Origin of the sequence: Pseudomonas sp. Fl5BN2 (assembly GCF_009908205.1) — a bacterium.
Taxonomy (GTDB): Bacteria; Pseudomonadota; Gammaproteobacteria; order Pseudomonadales; family Pseudomonadaceae; genus Aquipseudomonas.
Window position 1 is genome coordinate 61,801 of record NZ_JAAARL010000014.1, and the last position, 18,371, is coordinate 80,171.

At 62.6% G+C, this 18,371-nt stretch carries 8 protein-coding genes; 4 read left to right on the forward strand and 4 right to left on the reverse strand.

Going from position 1 to position 18,371, the window contains the following annotated elements; all coding sequences use genetic code 11:
* Positions 1 to 2 precede the first annotated feature (2 nt).
* From GV819_RS20035 to GV819_RS20045, 3 genes are all read right to left on the reverse strand, one after another.
* Positions 3 to 1,178 carry an acetyl-CoA acetyltransferase gene (locus GV819_RS20035; RefSeq protein ID WP_161757781.1) on the reverse strand — a complete coding sequence of 392 codons (1,176 nt, stop codon included), beginning with the start codon at positions 1,176 to 1,178 and terminating at the stop codon, positions 3 to 5.
* A 342-nt stretch (positions 1,179 to 1,520) separates the two neighbouring features.
* The gene (locus tag GV819_RS20040) at positions 1,521 to 9,077 is read right to left on the reverse strand and encodes a glycosyl hydrolase family 18 protein (RefSeq protein ID WP_161757782.1); all 7,557 of its coding nucleotides are present in this window, start codon (positions 9,075 to 9,077) and stop codon (positions 1,521 to 1,523) included.
* A gap of 132 nt (positions 9,078 to 9,209) precedes the next feature.
* The gene (locus GV819_RS20045) at positions 9,210 to 9,722 is read right to left on the reverse strand and encodes a hypothetical protein (RefSeq protein ID WP_161757783.1); all 513 of its coding nucleotides are present in this window, start codon (positions 9,720 to 9,722) and stop codon (positions 9,210 to 9,212) included.
* A 271-nt stretch (positions 9,723 to 9,993) separates the two neighbouring features.
* On the opposite strand from GV819_RS20045, the gene GV819_RS33035 reads away from it, so the two are divergent.
* A complete protein-coding gene (locus GV819_RS33035; protein ID WP_218579769.1) occupies positions 9,994 to 11,169 on the forward strand; it encodes a glycoside hydrolase family 19 protein in 1,176 nt (391 codons plus the stop codon).
* Positions 11,170 to 11,276: 107 nt separating this feature from the next.
* Here the strand turns inward: GV819_RS33035 and GV819_RS20055 are convergent, their stop codons facing one another.
* Positions 11,277 to 12,317 (reverse strand): hypothetical protein, encoded by a 1,041-nt coding sequence (locus GV819_RS20055; RefSeq protein ID WP_161757784.1) that lies wholly within the window; start codon positions 12,315 to 12,317, stop codon positions 11,277 to 11,279.
* A 419-nt stretch (positions 12,318 to 12,736) separates the two neighbouring features.
* Here GV819_RS20055 and GV819_RS20060 point away from each other — a divergent pair, with 419 nt between their 5' ends.
* The 3 genes from GV819_RS20060 (at position 12,737) to GV819_RS20070 (ending at position 18,305) form a co-directional block, all read left to right on the forward strand.
* Complete coding sequence (locus GV819_RS20060) at positions 12,737 to 14,494, forward strand: flavin monoamine oxidase family protein (RefSeq protein ID WP_256667547.1); 1,758 nt, start codon at positions 12,737 to 12,739, stop codon at positions 14,492 to 14,494.
* Positions 14,481 to 16,214: a thiamine pyrophosphate-binding protein gene (locus GV819_RS20065; protein WP_161757786.1), complete on the forward strand. Its 1,734-nt coding sequence runs from the start codon at positions 14,481 to 14,483 to the stop codon at positions 16,212 to 16,214. Before GV819_RS20060 ends, GV819_RS20065 begins: the two co-directional genes overlap by 14 nt.
* Positions 16,215 to 16,286: 72 nt before the next feature.
* Complete coding sequence (locus GV819_RS20070) at positions 16,287 to 18,305, forward strand: hypothetical protein (protein ID WP_256667548.1); 2,019 nt, start codon at positions 16,287 to 16,289, stop codon at positions 18,303 to 18,305.
* The last annotated feature ends 66 nt before the right edge of the window (positions 18,306 to 18,371 follow it).

Genomic DNA, 18,371 nt, shown 5'->3' on the forward strand with positions numbered 1-18,371 from the left:
CCTCACACTCTGACGGCCTGCAACACCGAGGCGTAGTTGGCCACCGCCATGCCGCCCATGTTGAACAGCAGGCCGAACTCCGGCGAGCGGGCGGCGAGGCCGATGGGTTCGCCGGTCAGTTGACGAAAGCCCAGGGCATGCATCGACACCCCGGTAGCGCCCACAGGGTGCCCCTTGGCCTTGAGGCCGCCGGAGAGGTTCACCGGCAAGCGCCCGTCGGCATTTACCCAGCCCTCGTCCAGGGCGCGATGCCCCTCGCCCTTGGGGGCCAGGCCCAGGGCTTCGTAGATCAGCAGTTCAGCGATGGTGAAACAGTCATGGACCTCGGCGAACCCCAGGTCGTCCAGGCGCAGGTCGGCACCGTGCAAGGCACTCTGGATCGCCAGTTGCGGACCTTCGAACGCCAGCACATCACGACGCGACATGGGCAGGAAATCATTCACCTGGCTCAGCGCGCGAATCGCCACCTGACGGCGAAACGTTGCGGCGCGCCGGGGCGAGGCCAGGATAATCGCCGCCGCGCCGTCGCTGATCAGTGAACAGTCGGTCAGGCGCAGGGGGTCGGCAATCAGCGGGTTACTCGGGGACACGCTGTTGCAATGGGCAAAGTCCATGGGCCGATGCATCTGTGCCAGGGGGTTGGCCATGGCATTGGCGTGGTTCTTCACCGCTATCGCTGCCATCGCCGCCAGAGGGCTCTGGTAGCGCTCGGTGTAGCGCCGGGCCACCTCGCCAAACAGTTGCGCAAAGCTCTGCCCGGATTCTTGCGGGTCATTCTGGTAACCGGCACCGGCCAGCGCCCGGGTGACCTCGGCGGTGCTGTTGCCGGTCATCTTCTCCGCGCCCACCACCAGCACCAGCTCGGCGGCGCCGCTGCGGATCGCGTTGATCCCGGCCTGGATCGCCGCCGAGCCGGAGGCACAGGCGTTCTCGCAGCGAGTGGCAGGTTTGAAGCGCAGTTGCGGGTCGGCCTGGAGCATCAGCGAGGCCGGGAAACCATCCGGCACCAGGCCGGAGTTGAAGTGGCCGAGAAACAGCGCATCGATCGCCCCGGCATCGATGGCGGCGTCCACCAGGACGTCGCGGGTGACCTCGACGATCAAGTCTTCCAGACTGCCATCGAGGCGACCGAAGCGGGTGTGGGCAGCAGCGACGATGCAAACGGATTCGTGGTTCATGCGCAGGCTCTCCTGTACGTGTAGCGAGCAGTCCCTGAAATCAACCCGCGCATGAGTCGCACGGGGGGGGTGGTCACTATGTATAGCAGCAAGTCCTGTCCGAGCCACGCCAGGGCACGGTAATCATCCCGGTCTCTGGTCGACGACCTGAACGGCAAGCAGCAGGCGCGTGAGTGGCGAACGATGCGCCACGCCATGGAAGCCCATCGCTCGCGGCCCATAAAAAAAGCTCCGGGCCAAAAGCAGCCCGGAGCCAGTATCGAAGACACTGCTGATTGGCTCAAATCCATCGCCCATGGCGAGCACCCGGCATCCCCTAGCGTGAATGCCGGGCGCCGGCAGTCAACTCAGCAACGGCGCACCCGGCTCCTCCTCAACCATCAGCCATACCCCTTCGAGCCAAGCTTGCGGACCCTCGTTTTCCAGGCTGAAACCCACGCTGGCCAGCTTTGCCTGGGCCTCGCTGCTGCCCAGTTCCACTTGCGCAATCCCGGTCTGATCCAGGTCCACCGCCTGTACCCCCAACTGGCCGGTCTGATCGCTCCAGGTCAGGTTGAAGCGGCCACTGCCCGACAAGGTCAGACGACTACGGCGCGACAGTGGCAAAGCCGGCGTGACCGGCAAGGTCATACCGCTGCGCAGTTGCTCCTGGGTCAGGCAGATGCAGCCATCCTGCACCGCCACTCCCTGGCCGAGCCAGGCCTGGCTGATCCGCGTGCCTGCCAGCTCATCCCGCAAGCCCCGCGTCTGCAGCAGCAGGGCATCCAACTCCGTCAACAGCCGATCCCTGAGGGATGGCAACTCTTGCACAGTCGTCGGCGTCACCTCGCCCAACACGCTCTTGAGCAGTCCCTTGGCCTGCTCCACCAGGTCGGTGGTATAGAACGCCAATTGGGCAAACGGCGGTGACAGCTGGTCCGCTGCCGGGCCCGGGCCGGCCCCCTGGCGTTGCAGATAGCCCTGGACCCGCTGGCTGTCCCAGCACGAACCGAGAACCCGCGCCAGTTGCTCGGTGCTCAGGCCTGCCAGCCCGAGGAACAGCGCCAACCAGGAAACACTGGTGTCCAGGGCCTTGAGCTCAGCGGCACAATCCATAGGGATGCGACGGTTGTAAGTGGCGATCCACTGCTGTCGCACCTGTTGGCTGAGTTGCCCCAGGGCGGCGAACAGCGCATTGTCCTGCTCCAGCAACCGGGCGCTGATCAAGCGGTTGTTCTGCAACGTCAACTGCACCAGGCCAATGCTCCGACCGGCGAATACCATGCCCAGCTGGCGCTGCGAGTCGTCGCCAGCCAGGTACAGATCGCAGGTGCCCAAAGCGTGCCCCAGGGCCAGGGTCCGGCCGATTTTCTGCAGCCGCCAATTGCCGGCGGGGGCATTGAGAAACGCTTGCACGGCGGCCAGGTCATCGTCACGGCGCTCGGGGCGATCGCTGGCAACGGTCTCCGATACCAGTTCGGTCAAGGCCAGGCGGGCAAAGCGATCGAACATCAGCGGCAACAGGTAGGGGGTCTGTGTCAGGCGCTCGGTGGGCAGGCGCAAACTCTGGCCAAACTCACGCACCGCCACCCTCTGGCAGGCACCGTGCAAACTCAGCGCCCGATCCAGGTACTGGTTCAGCAAATGCTCGAAAAAGCCCGTGTTGCCAGGCAGCTCGAGCAGAAACTCGCGGGACTTGGCCACCGGTGACTCCACCAGCTCCAACACCGGCCCCATCACGCTGAGCGGGTTCTCCAGCCAGGGGGCGTACCACGACTGCATACGCACATAGTGCCGGGCCAGGGGCAAGGCGACGACAGTCGAACGCCAGACCTTGCTCGAACGGTCGTAAGAATCGGACTGCTGAGCCGAGTAATAGAACGCGAAACACTCGGCGAAATGTTCGGTGGCCTGGGTCTGGGCACTGTCCATCAGCGCCGCTGGGTCAAAGCTGTCGAAGCACAGTTCGGCCAAGGGCTGCGCAATGCCCCCGGCAAGCAGCTTGTGGCGCAGGCCGCTGTCCAGGCGATCACGCAGGGTCTGCAAGCGTGCTGGATCCTGGCGCAGCGCGAGCAACGCGCAAGGCTTGCCTTGTTCACGCCCGGCATTGCTCAGAATGACGTCGATTTCCTCAAGGTCGGCCAGTATCTGGGTATTGATCAAGGCACTGAGTCCGGCCAGGTCGGTTCTCAGTTCCCGGTTCGACAGCGCCATCCGGCTGGCCAGGTCGTCGTGGCTCCAGACGATGCTGGCCAAGGTCTGCTGGGTCGCCGAACGCAGCTCTGCGCGGCTCATGCGAAAGCCGCTCACCAGCGCATTGTTCAGGCGCTCCAGGGAACTGCCGAGCTGGTTCGACATTTCATCCAGCTGACGCTGCAAACCATCGAAACGTGCGTCCATCTGATGATTGAGAATGCTCACCTGCTGGCTCAACCCCTGCAACTGCTGCATCACCCGATCCAACTGCTTACTGAGGTTTTCATAGACCTGGGTGAGCTGCTTGGAGATGGCCTTGGCCGCTTCCAGGTAAGGATCAGGCTGGGGATTGAACATGTTGAACAGACTGACCGCGATGTTGAACACCGCACCGGCGATCCCCATGACCCCGCCCAGCTTGCTGCCGCCCTGGAACGCCTGGAAGGCATTGGCCACGGCCTTGATGGTGTCCACCGCCACCACCGCAATACTCACGGTGATGTCGATGTAGTCCATCACCTTGTTGAAGGTGCTCTTCTCATCGCCATCGCCAATGCACAGGTTGCCGATCATGCGGGTGAAGCGTGAAGCACTGCCGATCCCTTCCAGCACTTCACGGGATTGGTCGAGGCTGTCATTCCACTTTTTCAGGGTCGCCTGGCGCTCCTCCCATTTGCGCACTGACGGGTCGCAGGAGACTTCAAGCGCGCGTTGTTCCTTCAAACTCTTCAGGTCGGCGCTTTCCTTGTCCAACTCGCTCTTTTTCTGCTTGATCAGCTGCGTCTTTTCCTCGACCTGAGTGTCGATGTAGCCCTTCTTCACGCCGTCGTCCAAGTAGCGCACATCGCCGACACCACCGGCGGCCTTGTAGGCGGCGTTGACCGAATCAGTACTCATGGGGTCGTATTTCAGGGACGCCATCTGCGTCTGTGTCTGCGCCTTGAACTCATCGAATCCCCGATAGCTGAGCAACAGCGCATCCTGCGCCGCATTGATCTGCGAGCTCAGTGGATGGCTGCTTTCGACCCGGTCGAAATTGCGCTTTTTATTGACCTCGAAGTTGTCCTTGCCCGGCTTGGACTTGTCCACCATGCTCGCCCCGGCCTTGCGTACCTGGGCGATGTAATCCTTGGTACCACCAAAGCTCGGGGCCGGGTCCGTGCCTGGCAGTGGCAACGAACCGGGCACCTGCCCTGGCAGGTCCAGCGCATGGCCAGAAGCGGCATAGCTGGCGCTGAGCCGTTCATCGTTGCCCGCGGGGCCACCGGGTGCACAATCAAAAGACCAGTTGGCCCGGGCCAGGGACATGCCCAACGGGTCCAGCGTTGGCGACCAGGGGCGCGGGGCCTGGCGGCTGAGAAAATCCGTCGCCTGAGCCTCGCTCATGGGCGGTTGCACCGTAGCCACCAGCAAAGCGCGGATGGCCCGGTGCGCTACATCCGTAGAGTCGCCATCCAGCTCCCTGCCGCTGCCGGCAGCGACCACGCCAACGCTCTCCAGGTACTGCTCAAGCAGTTTCACCAGCTCGGGTGACCAGACCTTGAGCTGGGTGACCAGCAACTGCCCGGCGCGCGGATACAGGGTCAGGAAGTCCTTGGTGTCCTGGGGCAGGTCGGCCAGCGACAGCTCGCCTTTTACACACAGCAAGGCGCCCGGCTGCGGTGCCGCGAGCGCGGCGAGCTGGTCCAGCAGTTGCTTGTGCTGCAAGGGCCCGAGGGGTTGCTCCAGGGCCAGATCGAGCACTGCCTGGAAAATCTGCCGCCCACGATCATAGAGCGCCTGGTCGTACCGGGCTTCTCCGCTCAGTCCCGGCGCGGTACGCCGGCTGGCATCGCGCAGCCACTGTGGCCACTGCACCGGCACCTGCTGCCCTGATGCCACACAGGCGGCCAGTGCCTCATCCAGCGCCTGTGGATTGGCATAAGTGCGGCCCTGCAAGGCCTTGACCGGCGTCGCCAGCTCCGGGTGCTGCCCTTGCAAGAGCTCCAGGCACTCGTCATCGATCACAAACACCGACAGCAGGTTCTGGATACGGTCGGCCAGGCTCGGCAACAACAGGTAGACGGCGATCGCCATCCGCGCCGTCAGCAGCGGATAGCTCAACAGGAACTGGCGCTGCGAAGCTTCGAGCCAGTCGAGCGTGAACTCCTGCTTGAGCACCGGCAGGCAGTTTTGCGCCGGCAGTACCGCGCTCAGCGAAGCCGGCAGCAACTGCGCAAGGACCTCCTCCTGCAACAGCCGGTTGTGCACCGCCGCGTCATCCGGATGGCACAAAGGGGCGCCAGCGCTGAGCAACAAGGCCGCGGTCGCGGTCTGCCGGCTTTGCAGCGCCTCGGCCAACAAGGTTCGGCCTTGGCCACTGCTCAGGTCCGCCGGGGCGCCGTCGCTCAGCAACTGCTCCAAGGTGGCGCTGCGCCCGCGCCGAGCCAACCAGTGCAAGGAGGTCCGGGCGTCCTTGTCCATGGCCTGCCACGGGGTGAATCGCGACTCCTGGACCTGAGGCCAGCACGGGAACCCCAAGCGCTGCAGGCTCTGCCCCTGAGCCAGCAACAGGCTGCCATCGGCCAACAGCGTCATGGCCTGGGTGTCCGGCAGGGTCAATTGCTGGACAACCTCGAAGGTTCGTCCGGCTTCCACCGCCCGCCACAGCACCAGCCGGTTGCGCGCCAGGAGAGCGAACCCGCCGTTGGGCAATACCAGGCAATCGAGCCAATCGAGATCCTTGATGTTCCATGGCAATCGGCTCTGCTCAAGGCGCGGGAGTTGCCCTGCGGCCCCCTTCAACTGCCACAGGATCAGTTCCCCGGACTTGCCCCAGGCCAGCAGCCGGCCATCGAGCAGAGGCCACAGCGCCCGTTGCTGCTGCGCCGCGCCACTGAGCGTCTGCAGCTCACACCCGACCTGCCACAGCAGCACCTCGCCATTGCCGCTCACCAGCACCACGTCACCATTGGGCAACGGTGCCAGGCAGGCGATAGGCGAGTGACAGTGCCGCTCCTGCTCGCTCCAACCGGCCTCGTCGAACCACCACTGGAGCACATTGCCCTGGTGCAGCAGCACCACGCCCCGGGTGCCAATCGGCACCACCTGAGTGACATCGGACAGTTTGCGTTCCAGATGAAAAGCGCTATCGCGCTGACTCAGGACCTGAACCGACTGGCCATCCTGATGCAGCACCAGCCAGCCGTTGCCCAGGGGCAACAGCCGAGCCGAAGCACAAGCCACATCATAGCTGCGACGGTTCTCGAATTCCTTCTCGCCACGGGCCGTGAGCAACGACAGAGCCTTGCTGGTACACACCAGCACGGCCGCAGAGGGCAACATCCCCAGGGCGAGAATCTGATCGCTGCCCAGTGGCTGGCAGATCGTCTGCGCGAGCGCGCCATAATCCTGCACCTGGCTGGACACCCTCGGGGCCACCAGTTCGTTGCTCTCACGGGCAGCGCTCAACCAGGGATCCTGCTCCTGTTCGATCAAAGGCATGGCAGTGGCCGGATGGCATTGACGCAACTCGTCGGCGATGGCGGCGATCAGCGAGTCGGCGCGATGCACGTCCACGTCCCCGGACAGGTCCCAGATCATCACCCCGCCAAATTGCTGCTCCAGGGCGTGGCGCACTTTCTGCCGCAAGGAGCGCGGATCGTCATAACTCAGCGACAGGCCATACCGGGTGTCGGAAGCACTGCGGTAGGCGAAAGGTACCTTGGCGGTAGGCTCCAGGGCGGCCATGAAAATCATCCCGGACCACCCCAACTGGGGTTTTCCGAGTTCTTGCGGCCGATAGCCGCCAACCTCCCGTGCCGCGACAATATCCCGGTAGAGCACCGCACCGGCTTTATCGGCCCCGGCCATCAGGGGTATGACTTCTTTGTTGGGGACCTGCGGACAAAGCAGCCCCTTGTTGTGATCGTCCGCCCTCTCCACGAACACCAGTTGCCCATAACCCGCCAGGCCGAGGTTCAGTTGCCGCCGCGTCAGACAGTTCTCGGCCACCAGGTGCAGGTAGGTATTGACGGTACTCTCAAGGCAAAAGGTAGGGTCGATGCCCGGTATCGAGGTGGCCGGAGCCTTCATCGGCGTGTTGAACCAGGAAGTGCTCGACCATGTGCCACAGTAGTCGTAGCTCATGATATTGACGTGATCGACCACCGCACCGATGGCTCGCCACTGCTCGATGTTAAAGGCATTGACCTTTTTCGCTGAGGCCCCGGCGGCAATGGACAGGCTCTTGCTGCCCAAGGCCTTTCGCAAATCCCGGGCCAGCTCGACAAAGGCCGCAGTATCTGAAGTTTCCGGGTACTCCCAATCCACTTCAAAACCGTCGAAGCCCAGGGTGGTGACCGCCGTATTGGCCGACTCCGCCAGGCGCGCGCGCAGGAGCGGGTCCTTGGCGATCCGGCGAAATTGCGCGGCGAAAGGCGCCACGTCCTTTTGCACAGCGAAAGCATTGCTCAGCAAGCCCACCAGCTCGAGGATCTCATCATCGACACCGTCAGATTCGCCTGGCTCGAGCTCGCGCCCCAGATAGCGTTTGCCATGCTCATGCAACCACCGGTACAAGCCTCGCTTGGGGGCATCCTGATCAAAGAGCCCGGTGGGGTCGCTCTCGCTGTAGGAATATGCGGATGGAGCATGATCGATCAACAACGCCGGCTTCTGGTTGTAGAACAACGCCCATTGGTCACTGTTCTGCACATGGAAAATCTGGAAGATGCCCGGCTTGGTACTGGCCCCAGGCAGCTGCGCCGAGTCCTCCAGCAGGTAGAAGTGCACCGGTGGGCATTTCGGCCAGCCGCCAACGATCAACGAGATATGCAGGCTGGGATTGAGTTCCTTGATGAACTGCAACGCCGCGATCTGATAGTTGTCGGCCCATTCATCACTGCTGATCAGGCTGCCATCACCTTGCAGCGCCATCATTCCATAGGAAATGCAGTTGACTTGATCCAAGGGAATATCGGTGACGAAGTAATTGCGCTCGAACATGAAGTAGTTGGCGTAGTAACCCACCAGGCGCCGCGTCAGGTCCTTGGACCTGGCCTTGCCGGCCATCGTGCGGTCCAGCGTGCGTCTCTCGGTTTCGTCTTTCGCCAGGACCAGTGCCTGCAACGCAAGATCCTCGTCGCGATTGAGTTTCTTCCTGGAAGCCTGGGTCTCGCCGGCAACCTCTTGCGGCCTGAGTACCCGCGTCACCGACATTTTGGGCAGGTACTGCACCCCCGCCACCGGAGAACGGATGGGCAAGCCATAAAAGGAGTTGGCGCAGGACAAGCTGACCTGCTCGTAAGGCCCGATTTCCAGCAGATTGTCTTTGGCGTAAGTCAGCCGGAAGACAAAATGCGTGGGTTTCTCCTCACGCGTCATCTGGATGCCGGGCCGGATCATGCCCTGGTTCCAGGAGCAGAAGAACTCTTCATACAGCTGGCTGACCGTCATGCCGATGGGCACTGTTACCTGGCCAAGCGATACCTGGCCCTGGATCAGAAAACGCAGGTACTGGATTTTATCGTCGTTGGAAGGCTCGAAGTCCGCGGCCTGATGCATCCAGCCGCGGGTTTCAGTGATCAGGTTTCGTCCCGTCGCACGTCCGATGAACACATTGGTTTCAATCCTCACCTCCTGCAACGTGATCGGGGTATTGCCAGCGTTGTAGAGGTAGTAGGTATCTACGCCCTTGCTCTTCTCGAATAGAAACTGCAATCCATTGCTCGACTGTGCTTGCATCTAGCTGCTCCTGACCGGGGTTTGGTCGCCACGCGGGTGCGCACGACACTGGCTACCGGAACTAGAACGCTGCAATTGAGCCGTTGTGATGCTTCTTTGCCGGGCGAAGCAGACGAAGTACCGCGCCGGCCTCTACTCCAGCATCGCCCGGGCATCCAGGCGCAGCACGCGCAAGGGCTCGAGCGCGGTGCCCTGCAGGGATTCACCGCGATAGAGGGCCTGATTGGCCGCAGCCATTTCGGCGCTGCGGCCGGCAACCCTTTCGTAGGTCTTGCGCGGCAGGATCTTGCTCCAGCCGTTTTCAAAGGTGTCGTAGGCCAGGGTCAGCGCGGCGGTGAAATAGTGCTGGCCGGACACCGGAACCCGTACCTCCTGGCCCGCCTCATCCAGGGCGATGAAGTGATTGGGCAGGTGTTTCACCCCCAGGCGCTTGAGCACTATCCAGGAGAACGCCGAAGGCACGAAGACCGTGAGCTTTTGCGCAGCAATGGGCGAGTAGCCACGTTCTAGCAGCAACTGGACGATCTCGTCTTCGCTGGCCTCGGGGTGGCCCGCCATCAATTCCAGGGCGTCGAGCACGCCCTGGTGGGCGCTGTCGTGGTCCAGGCAGCAACTGCAGTCTGGCGAGTGTGAATCGTCATGCATGATCGGTCGATGATCCCTATCGGTAATTGAGCGGCGCAGGATAAACCCTGCAGCCGCCCTGCGACCAGCGTGACAGCACGCTGCACAGCCGTTGAACCCGATGCAGAATAAAAATCATTACCACCTTGCCCGAGGCACTGTATGCATGTACAGTTCGCACAAATGCATATCAATGCATTTGTGCATATAGATGCCCGAAAGCCAATGCCTCTCCACCCTGGATCGGCCCCTTTCGGTATCCACATAAACTCTCAGCAAAGGTTGATAAACAATGGAAATAGCCCCTACCTTCATCTATGCAAACCCATCCTACGACTACAGTAGTACTCGAATTGGTTTTATCAGGGTCAACCTGGGCCGGATCAGTCCCGGCAATGAGGTCATCGATAGAACCATGGCCGAAGCGCAAAGCTGGCCCAGCCATGACTCCTATGTGGACATCGGGGTCGACTGGGTCACCTATCTGCCCCTGCAATACCTGGAAGCCAGAGGGGAAATTGAAGCCAACGCCAAGTGGGAACGGGAACATCTGGACCAGAACCTGCAAACCGATATCAACGCCCTCAGGAGCGCGGCAGGCCTGGCGGCCAACCCGTCCCCAATCGATCAGATCAAGGTCTCGATTCCCATCCTGCAGCAATTGATCAAGGAGCAATCGGAGCGACTGGAACAGGCCAAGCAGCAATTGGCCAGCCTGCCGCAGCAGAATTACCTGGCACGAACCAAGGAGAACGTCGTCAAAGACATTCTCAAGGGCGGTGGGGAAAACCTGTCCCAGGTCATGGACAACGAAATGGCCGGCCTTACCTTGACCCATAACGTTGCCTCGCTGAACGCTTCGCTCCAGAACCTGAACGCCCGCCTGGGCAACTTCGAGGCAGCCAAGACCCTGACGTTCGACAGCACCCTCGAAAACGTGATGAGCGCCAACCAGATCAATACCAAGGAGCGGGTTGCCGCATTTGTCGCACAGGCCGGGCATGAATCGTTGAACCTGACCAGGGTCACGGAGAACCTCAACTACAGCGCGGCAGCGATCATGAACTCCTGGCCCAATCGTTTCACCCCTGCTCAAGCGCAACAGGTGGCCTACCAGCCCCAGCAGATTGCTGAAATTGCCTACGGTGGGCGAATGGGCAATGACCAGCCTGGAGATGGTTTCAAATACCGGGGACGGGGTTATTTTCAGATCTCCGGAAAAGCGATGTACCAGTCGGTAGGACAAGCCTTGGGGCTGGATCTGATCAACCACCCGGAGTTGCTGGAACAACAACCTCACGCCGGTAACTCTGCTGGCCTCTATTGGAGCAACAACAACTTCAATGCAAAAGCCGATGCCGGCAACTTTGTGGGCATCACCCAGGTCATCAATGGCGGCCAAAACGGCGCTGCGGATCGCACCAGCCGGTACAACGCGGTACTCAACGCACTGAATGCTGTTAAATAGCCGGACTCGATCGCCCCACACCAGCGGTGAGGCCCGCGGGTTGATCTAGACCCCGGCCATCACCTGCGGGCTCCCGCGGTTCAGTACTCGGGAGCCCGTCTGGCGTTCTAGTGCCGCAAACGCGCCAGGACTTTCCTGCCCGGTTCCTCCAGCAAGGGTTGCACTTGCTCCCAGGTGAACGAACGATCCAGTTCACAACCATCACCATAGGCCGGCGTCGTCAGCCGGATGCCCTGACGATCGAACGTCAGGTTGTAGCTGTCATTCTCGGCAAGGGCGCTACAGCCCTCTGCGACTTCAACCTGGGAAGCCAGCCACAGCCGCAGTTTGTCTGGCAGTTGCACACTGCCCGAGTAAGCATCGCGCCACTGGAACTTCGCGCCGAACCAACTCCAGGGATCGACCTCCTCTGCACTGGACAGATCCCAGGTATGAAATCCCCAACTGATGCCATTGCGCCCGGTACCGGCGGCCCACTGATAGAACCTGAATGTCACCCAGTTCTCCGAGCGGTAGTAAGGCGAGACGACACGTTCATCGACCTCGACCTTGGCATAGTTCAACAGCGATTGCCCGAGTTGCTCGTGAAAGGTCTGCGCCTGCCCGGGATAGCTGGACAGCCTCGACAAGTCCGCATTGATCTTCGCGATCACGTCACCCTCTCCCACCAGCACCATGACCTCCTGGCCATAACGCTCCCTGAGCTCATAGGGATAACCCGCTACGTCACGACGGCTGAGCCGGGTGTTCGACAACGCGGTTTCCACGGGTTTGCGAAAGGCCTCACTGGCACAGTTGTCCGCGCTGCTGGTGCCGCTTTGTCGCAGCAGGCGCAGGCGCTGTTCATGACCGTCGACACTCGCCGTTCTGGCGGCGTTCAATACTCCCGACTCAGCGACCTTGAACATCCAGCGCGCCTTGTTCTCCGGCTCGCTCCAGACACCCACGTCGCGGCCCAACCCCAGTGCTTGCACAGTCGCCCGGTCCAGCTCATACAAACCCGCCGTGGCCGGCTCTGAAGAGTTGAAACACAGCCTGATTTCCTGGCCGTCGAGAACACCCTCCCAGACACCGCTCAATCCCGTATCGGCAACCGCCGCGGTGAGGAAAAAACTACTGAGAACGATACATGCCAAGGGTTTGAACATATGAATCGACAACTCCTCAAGAGACCTGGAAAGCGGCTCGCCTGCAGGGCCTTGTGCTTGCTGACAGATCGGCGATTGGCAAAGGAGCGATCATACCTGCCCTGAAGTGCGTGACATTCAGTGTTTAAACCCATCAAGGGCTTGCCCCCCTGCACTATCGGCTCGCCACCGTGGTCGCCGGTCGGCACCTACCGCGTGCAGACCTTGCCCTGATCCAAGGGCCTCTGCGCCTGCCGCCGACCCGAGGCCTGCGACACAGACTGTATCAGCGCCTTTACATTGTCCGACAATCAATGGCAAGTCCCCGGCTGCACGGGCCGAAACCGACAATGATGGCAAACTGGAATTTCGCCAGAACTGAACAATACTACGTCGCCAACGGACCTCCCTGTCCGCCTTCCAGCGAAAAGGAATTCAGCATGAAACCTCAAGAACTCGAACTCGATGTCGCGGTGGTCGGTGGGGGGGCGTCCGGCACCTACAGCGCCTGGCGCCTGCAACATGAACAAGGTGAAAAACTGCGCATCGGCTTGTTTGAATACAGCGACCGCATCGGTGGCCGGCTGTTCAGTATCAACCTGCCGGGCCTGCCCAATGTGGTCGCGGAAGTCGGTGGCATGCGCTATATCCCCGGCCCCAAGGGCCATGTACTGGTGGATAACCTGGTCAAGCAACTGCGCCTGCCCAGCCAGCCATTCCCCATGGGCGCACCGCCGCCGATCGGCTCGCAGAACAACCTGTTCTACCTGCGGGGCAAGCGCTTTCGCTATCGCGACTTCAAGGAAGCACCGCACAAGATCCCTTATGACCTGGCCTGGTCCGAGCGCGGCTTCGGCCCCGAGGACCTGCAGGTCAAGGTGATGAACTATGTGTACCCAGGCTTCGATCAGCTCAGCCTGTGCCAGCAGATGCAGGTCAAGGTGTTCGGCAAGGAGATCTGGAAATACGGCTTCTGGGACTTGCTGTACCGGGTCATGAGCAACGAGGGTTACCAGTTCATGAAAGACGCGGGGGGCTACGACGCCAACGTCGCCAACGCCAGCGCGGTGACCCAACTGCCCGCCACCGAATACAGCGACGACACCGACTTTCTAACCCTGACCCAGGGTTTCCAGAGCCTGCCACTGACCCTGGAGGCGAAGTTCCGCAAGTTGCCGGGGATCTTGCCCGGCAACCAGCGGGTGCAGAAGAACCAGCGCCTGGTGAAGATTGCCTACGCCAAGGACCCAGACTTTCCCTATCGCCTGCATTTCCAAAGCACGCACACCCAGCACGGCAGCACCCGGGACGCCGAGGGCAGCCAAGTGATCAAGGCCAGGAAGATCATCCTGGCCATGCCGCGCCGCGCCCTGGAACTGATCGACGCGCCACTGTTCGACGACCCCTGGCTCAAGGAGAACCTCGGTTCAGTGCTGATGCAATCGGCCTTCAAGCTGTTCCTAGCCTATGAACAACCCTGGTGGCGCAGCCTCGGGCTGGTGGCCGGGCGCTCGGTCACCGACCTGCCGGTGCGGCAGGTCTACTACATGGGCACCGAGTGCGAGCAAGCCGGCGGCGAGCCGACCCTCAACTCGTTGCTGATGGCCTCCTACAACGACATCGGCACCGTGCCCTTCTGGAAAGGCCTGGAGGACGGCGCCCCCTTTGTCGGCCATCTGCCGGCCAGCCTCAACGGACGCCTGCAGGCTGCACAGGTGGTGCCGAAGACCGAGTTCCAAGTCAGCGACGAGATGGTCCGGGTGGCGCAGATGCAGGTCACCCAGGTGCACGACCAGGTGGAACTGCCACGGCCCTATTCGGCGGTCTACCACGCCTGGGACGCCGACCCATATGGCGGCGGCTGGCACGAATGGAAAGCCAATTACCGGATCGACCAGATCCTTTGCCGCATGCGCCATCCGGTGCCGGACCAGCAGATCCACATCGTCGGCGAGGCTTACTCCATGGGCCAGGGCTGGGTGGAGGGCGCGTTGACCGTGGCCGAGTCGACCCTGCAAGATTTTTTCGGCCTGACGCGCCCTGACTGGCTGCCGAAAAGCTATGCCCTGCTGCCCGTGCCGACCCCGAATGGCTGCGCCCTGCCCGGCGCCGAGCCGCTGCCGTGCCAGGACTGCGCACAGACCCTGGGCAAGGTCACCGCGTTCGCCTACGAGGGGATCGATCATGGCCAGCAGTAATGCCTTCAGCGTCGCCGACTACCTGCTGACCCGCCTGCAGCAACTGGGCCTGACCAAGGTGTTCCAGGTACCGGGCGACTACGTCTCGCACTTCATGGCAGCCCTGGACGACTTCGACGGCATCGACGCGGTGGGCGAGGTCAACGAAATGGCCGCGGCCTATGCTGCCGACGGCTACGCCCGCTATGCCGGGATCGGCGCGGTATCGCTGCAATACAGCGTCGGCACCTTCAGTGGCCTGAACGCCATTGCCGGCTCTTATGTCGAGCGCAATCCGGTGGTGCTGATCAGTGCCAGCCCCTCGGCGCAAAACCGGCAATTGATCTGGTCCCAGGACGTGCTGTTCCACCACTCCACCGGCGACCTGGACGTGGGCCGCAAGGTCTTCGAGCCGGTGACCGTGGCCAGCCTGATCCTCGATGACAGCCAGTGCGCTCCGGCGCTGATCGATGCGGCCCTGGTCAAGGCCATCAGCGAGCGTCGGCCGATCTACCTGGAAGCCTGGCAGAACGTCTGGGGCGAACCTTGCCTGCCACCCCAGGGCGAACTGCAAGCACTGGCCGCACGCTGTGACGAGGATTCGATGCGCGCGGCCATCGAGGCCAGCCTGCTGCGCCTGGGCAGCGCCCGCTCGCCGCTGATCATGCTCGGCATCGAGGTCGCCCGCTTCGGCCTGCAAGAGCAGGTCATGCGCCTGATCGAGGCCAGCGGCCTGCCCTTCACCACCAGCCTGGAAGCCAAGACCGTGGTCGACGAAAGTCATCCGCAGTTCATCGGCACCTACGCTGGCACCGCCTCGCGCCCGTGGACCCAGGCCTTCATGAAGGATGTGGACTGCATCCTCGCCCTGGGGGTGATCTTCACCGACGACTACCTGCAACTGCTGGCCAAGGACTTCAGCCGGATCATCCTGGTCAACACTCAAGTGGCTCGCACCGGCCTGCAGTACTACCCCCATGTGCCACTGCCGCAATACCTGCAAAGGCTGTTGGGGGCCATGGGCCTGGACAGCGAATTCCCCCTGCGCAACCACACCCGGGAACCCGCCGCCCGGCCTGCGCTGTTGAAACAGGGCAGTGCTGACGACCCGCTGGGTTATGAACTGTTCCTGGAGATCCTCGAGCGCTTCGCTTGCCAGCAGAACCTGTGGGCCGACAGCAGCCTGATCCTGGGTGAAAGCTCAGCGTTGTATGCCGCCAGCAACCTCAATGGCCTGCCCCGGGACAGCTTTGTCGCCGATGCTATCTGGGGCTCCCTGGGCCACGAAACCGGCTGCGCCCTGGGAGTGGCCATGGGCAGCGGCCGCCGGCCGATCGTGGTGGCCGGCGACGGCGGCTTCATGACGATCTGCCAGTCGCTGTCGACCCTGGCACGCAATCGCATCAATGCCCTGGTGTTTGTCATGAGCAACGAGGCCTACGCCATCGAGCAGGCCTTCGTCGACATCAATGCCTTCGAGCCGGGCGGCCAGTTCGCACCCTTCGACCTGTTGCCCACCTGGGACTACCTGGCCCTGGCCAAAGGCTTCGGCGCCGAAGGCTTCAAGGTCTCGACCCGCTCCGGACTGGAACAGCTGCTGCCGCAGTTGCTGCTGATCAAGGATCGCCCGGCGTTGATCCAGGTGGTGATCCCGCACCAGGACCTGGCGCCGCAAATCAAGCGCCTGGCCCAGCCGGACGGCCCGCTGTTCGTCGCTCGCCACAGCCACGCCAACGACTGAACCACGCCCTTTGCAGGAGCCGGCTGGCCGACTCCTGCAGCTCTGCCCATGTTCCCCAAGGAGCAACGAATCATGGACGTTCCCTTCCTGCGCAACACCCTGGCCGTCGGCCTGTTGCTCGCCACCTGCGGTGCCCAGGCCCACACCATGGGCCATGGTGCTGACGAACACGTCATCAGTTTCACCCCGTTACCGGCGGACACGCCCTACCTGCAAGTGCTGCAGCAATGCGTCAGCCCTCAGGACACCGAGGCCGACCAACTGCTCTCGGGCCTTGGCGGCACCCGTTACCCGCTGGTCAGCCTCGAGCAGCCGGACCAGGTCCAGGCCTTCTACAGCCAGGGCATGGCCCTGCAATACGGCTTCAACTTCTCCGCGGCGATCCGCGCCTTCTACCAGGCCAGCCGTTTCGACGAAGGCTCGACAATGCCCTACTGGGGCATCGCCCTGTCGGCCAACTCGAACATCAACAGCATCGCCACCACCGGCTGCAACCAACTGGCCTACCGTTCAGCACTGATGGCCCTGGAACACGCCAATGCTCGCCTCCAGGCCCCGGCTGCCCAGGCAGCCTTCAGCCAGCGGCAACTGCAGCGTGAAGTGGACTACGCCAAGGCCTTCCTCGCCCTCTACAGCAAACAGGACGGCACAGTCCGCCTCGACGACGCCGGCAACAAGCGCTACGCCGCCGCGATGAAGGCCCTGGCGGAAAACTACTTCGACGACCTCGATGCCGCCACCCTGTATGCCGACGCCCTGCTCAGCCTCAGCCCCTGGAAGTGGTGGGAAGGCACCGAGGCGATTTCCGATCAGGTGCAGCCGACCTCGGCCGCCTACGAGGCGCTGCAAGTGCTGAACCGGGTGCTGGTCCAGGACAATCAGCACACCGGGGCCAATCACTTCTATATCCACGCCATCGAAGAGTCGCCGTTCCCCGACAGCGGCCTGCCCATGGCCGATCGTTTCCGCGATCAGAACCCGGCCATCGGCCACCTGGTGCACATGGCATCGCACATCTACCAGCGCACCGGCAACAACGCACTCGCCAGCACCGCCAACTACACCGCGGTCTCGGTGGACCGTGCCTACACCCACCAGGTCCAACCACAAAGCCCCTACGCCCTGCACTACCTGGGGCACAACATCCACTTCCTGACCTGGACCCTGTCCATCGAGGGGCGCCAGAACGAAGCCCTGAACATGGCCGAGGAGCTGGTGGAGAACACCACGCAATACTCGACGGTGCCCTTCCTCTGCCAGCGATACCCCGCGGAGATCAGGACCAAGAGCGACTACTTCTACGCGGTGCCCTACTACTTCGCCGTGCGCTTCGAGGATTGGGACGCCCTGGCGCGGATTGAGCCGAAGATCGACGCCGGCCTGGCGAACATCAACCAGACCTGCAAGGACGCCAACCAGAACACCCCGGACAACTGGACCGAGCTGAAAGCGCCCTACACCCGGCTGATGAAGGCCTATGCCCAGGCCTATCGGCAACTGAGCGCCAAGCAGCTGACCCAGGACCGCGCGCGCGACGCTCTCAAAGGGTTCTGGCAAACCGCCGCCGCAGCCCCGCTGACAGGCGAACAGGCCCTGCAATACGGCAACAACCCGGCGCTGCAACTGCTGCGCATCGCCAACCTGACCCTGATCAACCGAGCCCAGTCCAGCACTGCCGGCCCACTGGACCTGGCGGCACTCAAGCGCCTGGGCAACGAGGTCTTCAACAACCAGCAGGACGGCCTCAACGGCGACCTGCAGGCCCTGGATGGCGACTCCGGCCAACAACAGATCGCCGCCTGGCGCAAGGCCGTAGAAGTGCAGGACGCCCTCGCCTACAACGAACCGCCGGACTGGTACTACACCCTGCGCGAATCCCTGGGTTATGCGTTGCTGGCGCAAAAGCGCTATGCCGAGGCCGAACAGGTATTCCGTGAGGACCTGGCCGGTAACCGCCTGAGCGGCCGCTCCCTCAATGGACTGAAGCTGAGCCTGAAAAGCCAGCCCGACAAAAGCGTGCCGGCGCTGCTGGACGAGCAGTTGCAAACCGCCTGGCGCAACGCCACGGTGAGCCCGGTGCCGAAGCTGTAGCGGCGGTCCCAGGCGGCGCTCGGCCCGCAAGAAGCCCTGGACCGGGCGCCGCACAGGATCAGCAGC

Excerpts from the sequence above, each read along its gene's own strand:
- GV819_RS20035 (WP_161757781.1), bottom strand. The coding sequence starts at position 1,178 with ATGAACCACGAATCCGTTTGCATCGTCGCTGCTGCCCACACCCGCTTC.
- GV819_RS20040 (WP_161757782.1), bottom strand. The coding sequence starts at position 9,077 with ATGCAAGCACAGTCGAGCAATGGATTGCAGTTTCTATTCGAGAAGAGC.
- GV819_RS20045 (WP_161757783.1), bottom strand. The coding sequence starts at position 9,722 with ATGCATGACGATTCACACTCGCCAGACTGCAGTTGCTGCCTGGACCAC.
- GV819_RS33035 (WP_218579769.1), top strand. The coding sequence starts at position 9,994 with ATGGAAATAGCCCCTACCTTCATCTATGCAAACCCATCCTACGACTAC.
- GV819_RS20055 (WP_161757784.1), bottom strand. The coding sequence starts at position 12,317 with ATGTTCAAACCCTTGGCATGTATCGTTCTCAGTAGTTTTTTCCTCACC.
- GV819_RS20060 (WP_256667547.1), top strand. The coding sequence starts at position 12,737 with ATGAAACCTCAAGAACTCGAACTCGATGTCGCGGTGGTCGGTGGGGGG.
- GV819_RS20065 (WP_161757786.1), top strand. The coding sequence starts at position 14,481 with ATGGCCAGCAGTAATGCCTTCAGCGTCGCCGACTACCTGCTGACCCGC.
- GV819_RS20070 (WP_256667548.1), top strand. The coding sequence starts at position 16,287 with ATGGACGTTCCCTTCCTGCGCAACACCCTGGCCGTCGGCCTGTTGCTC.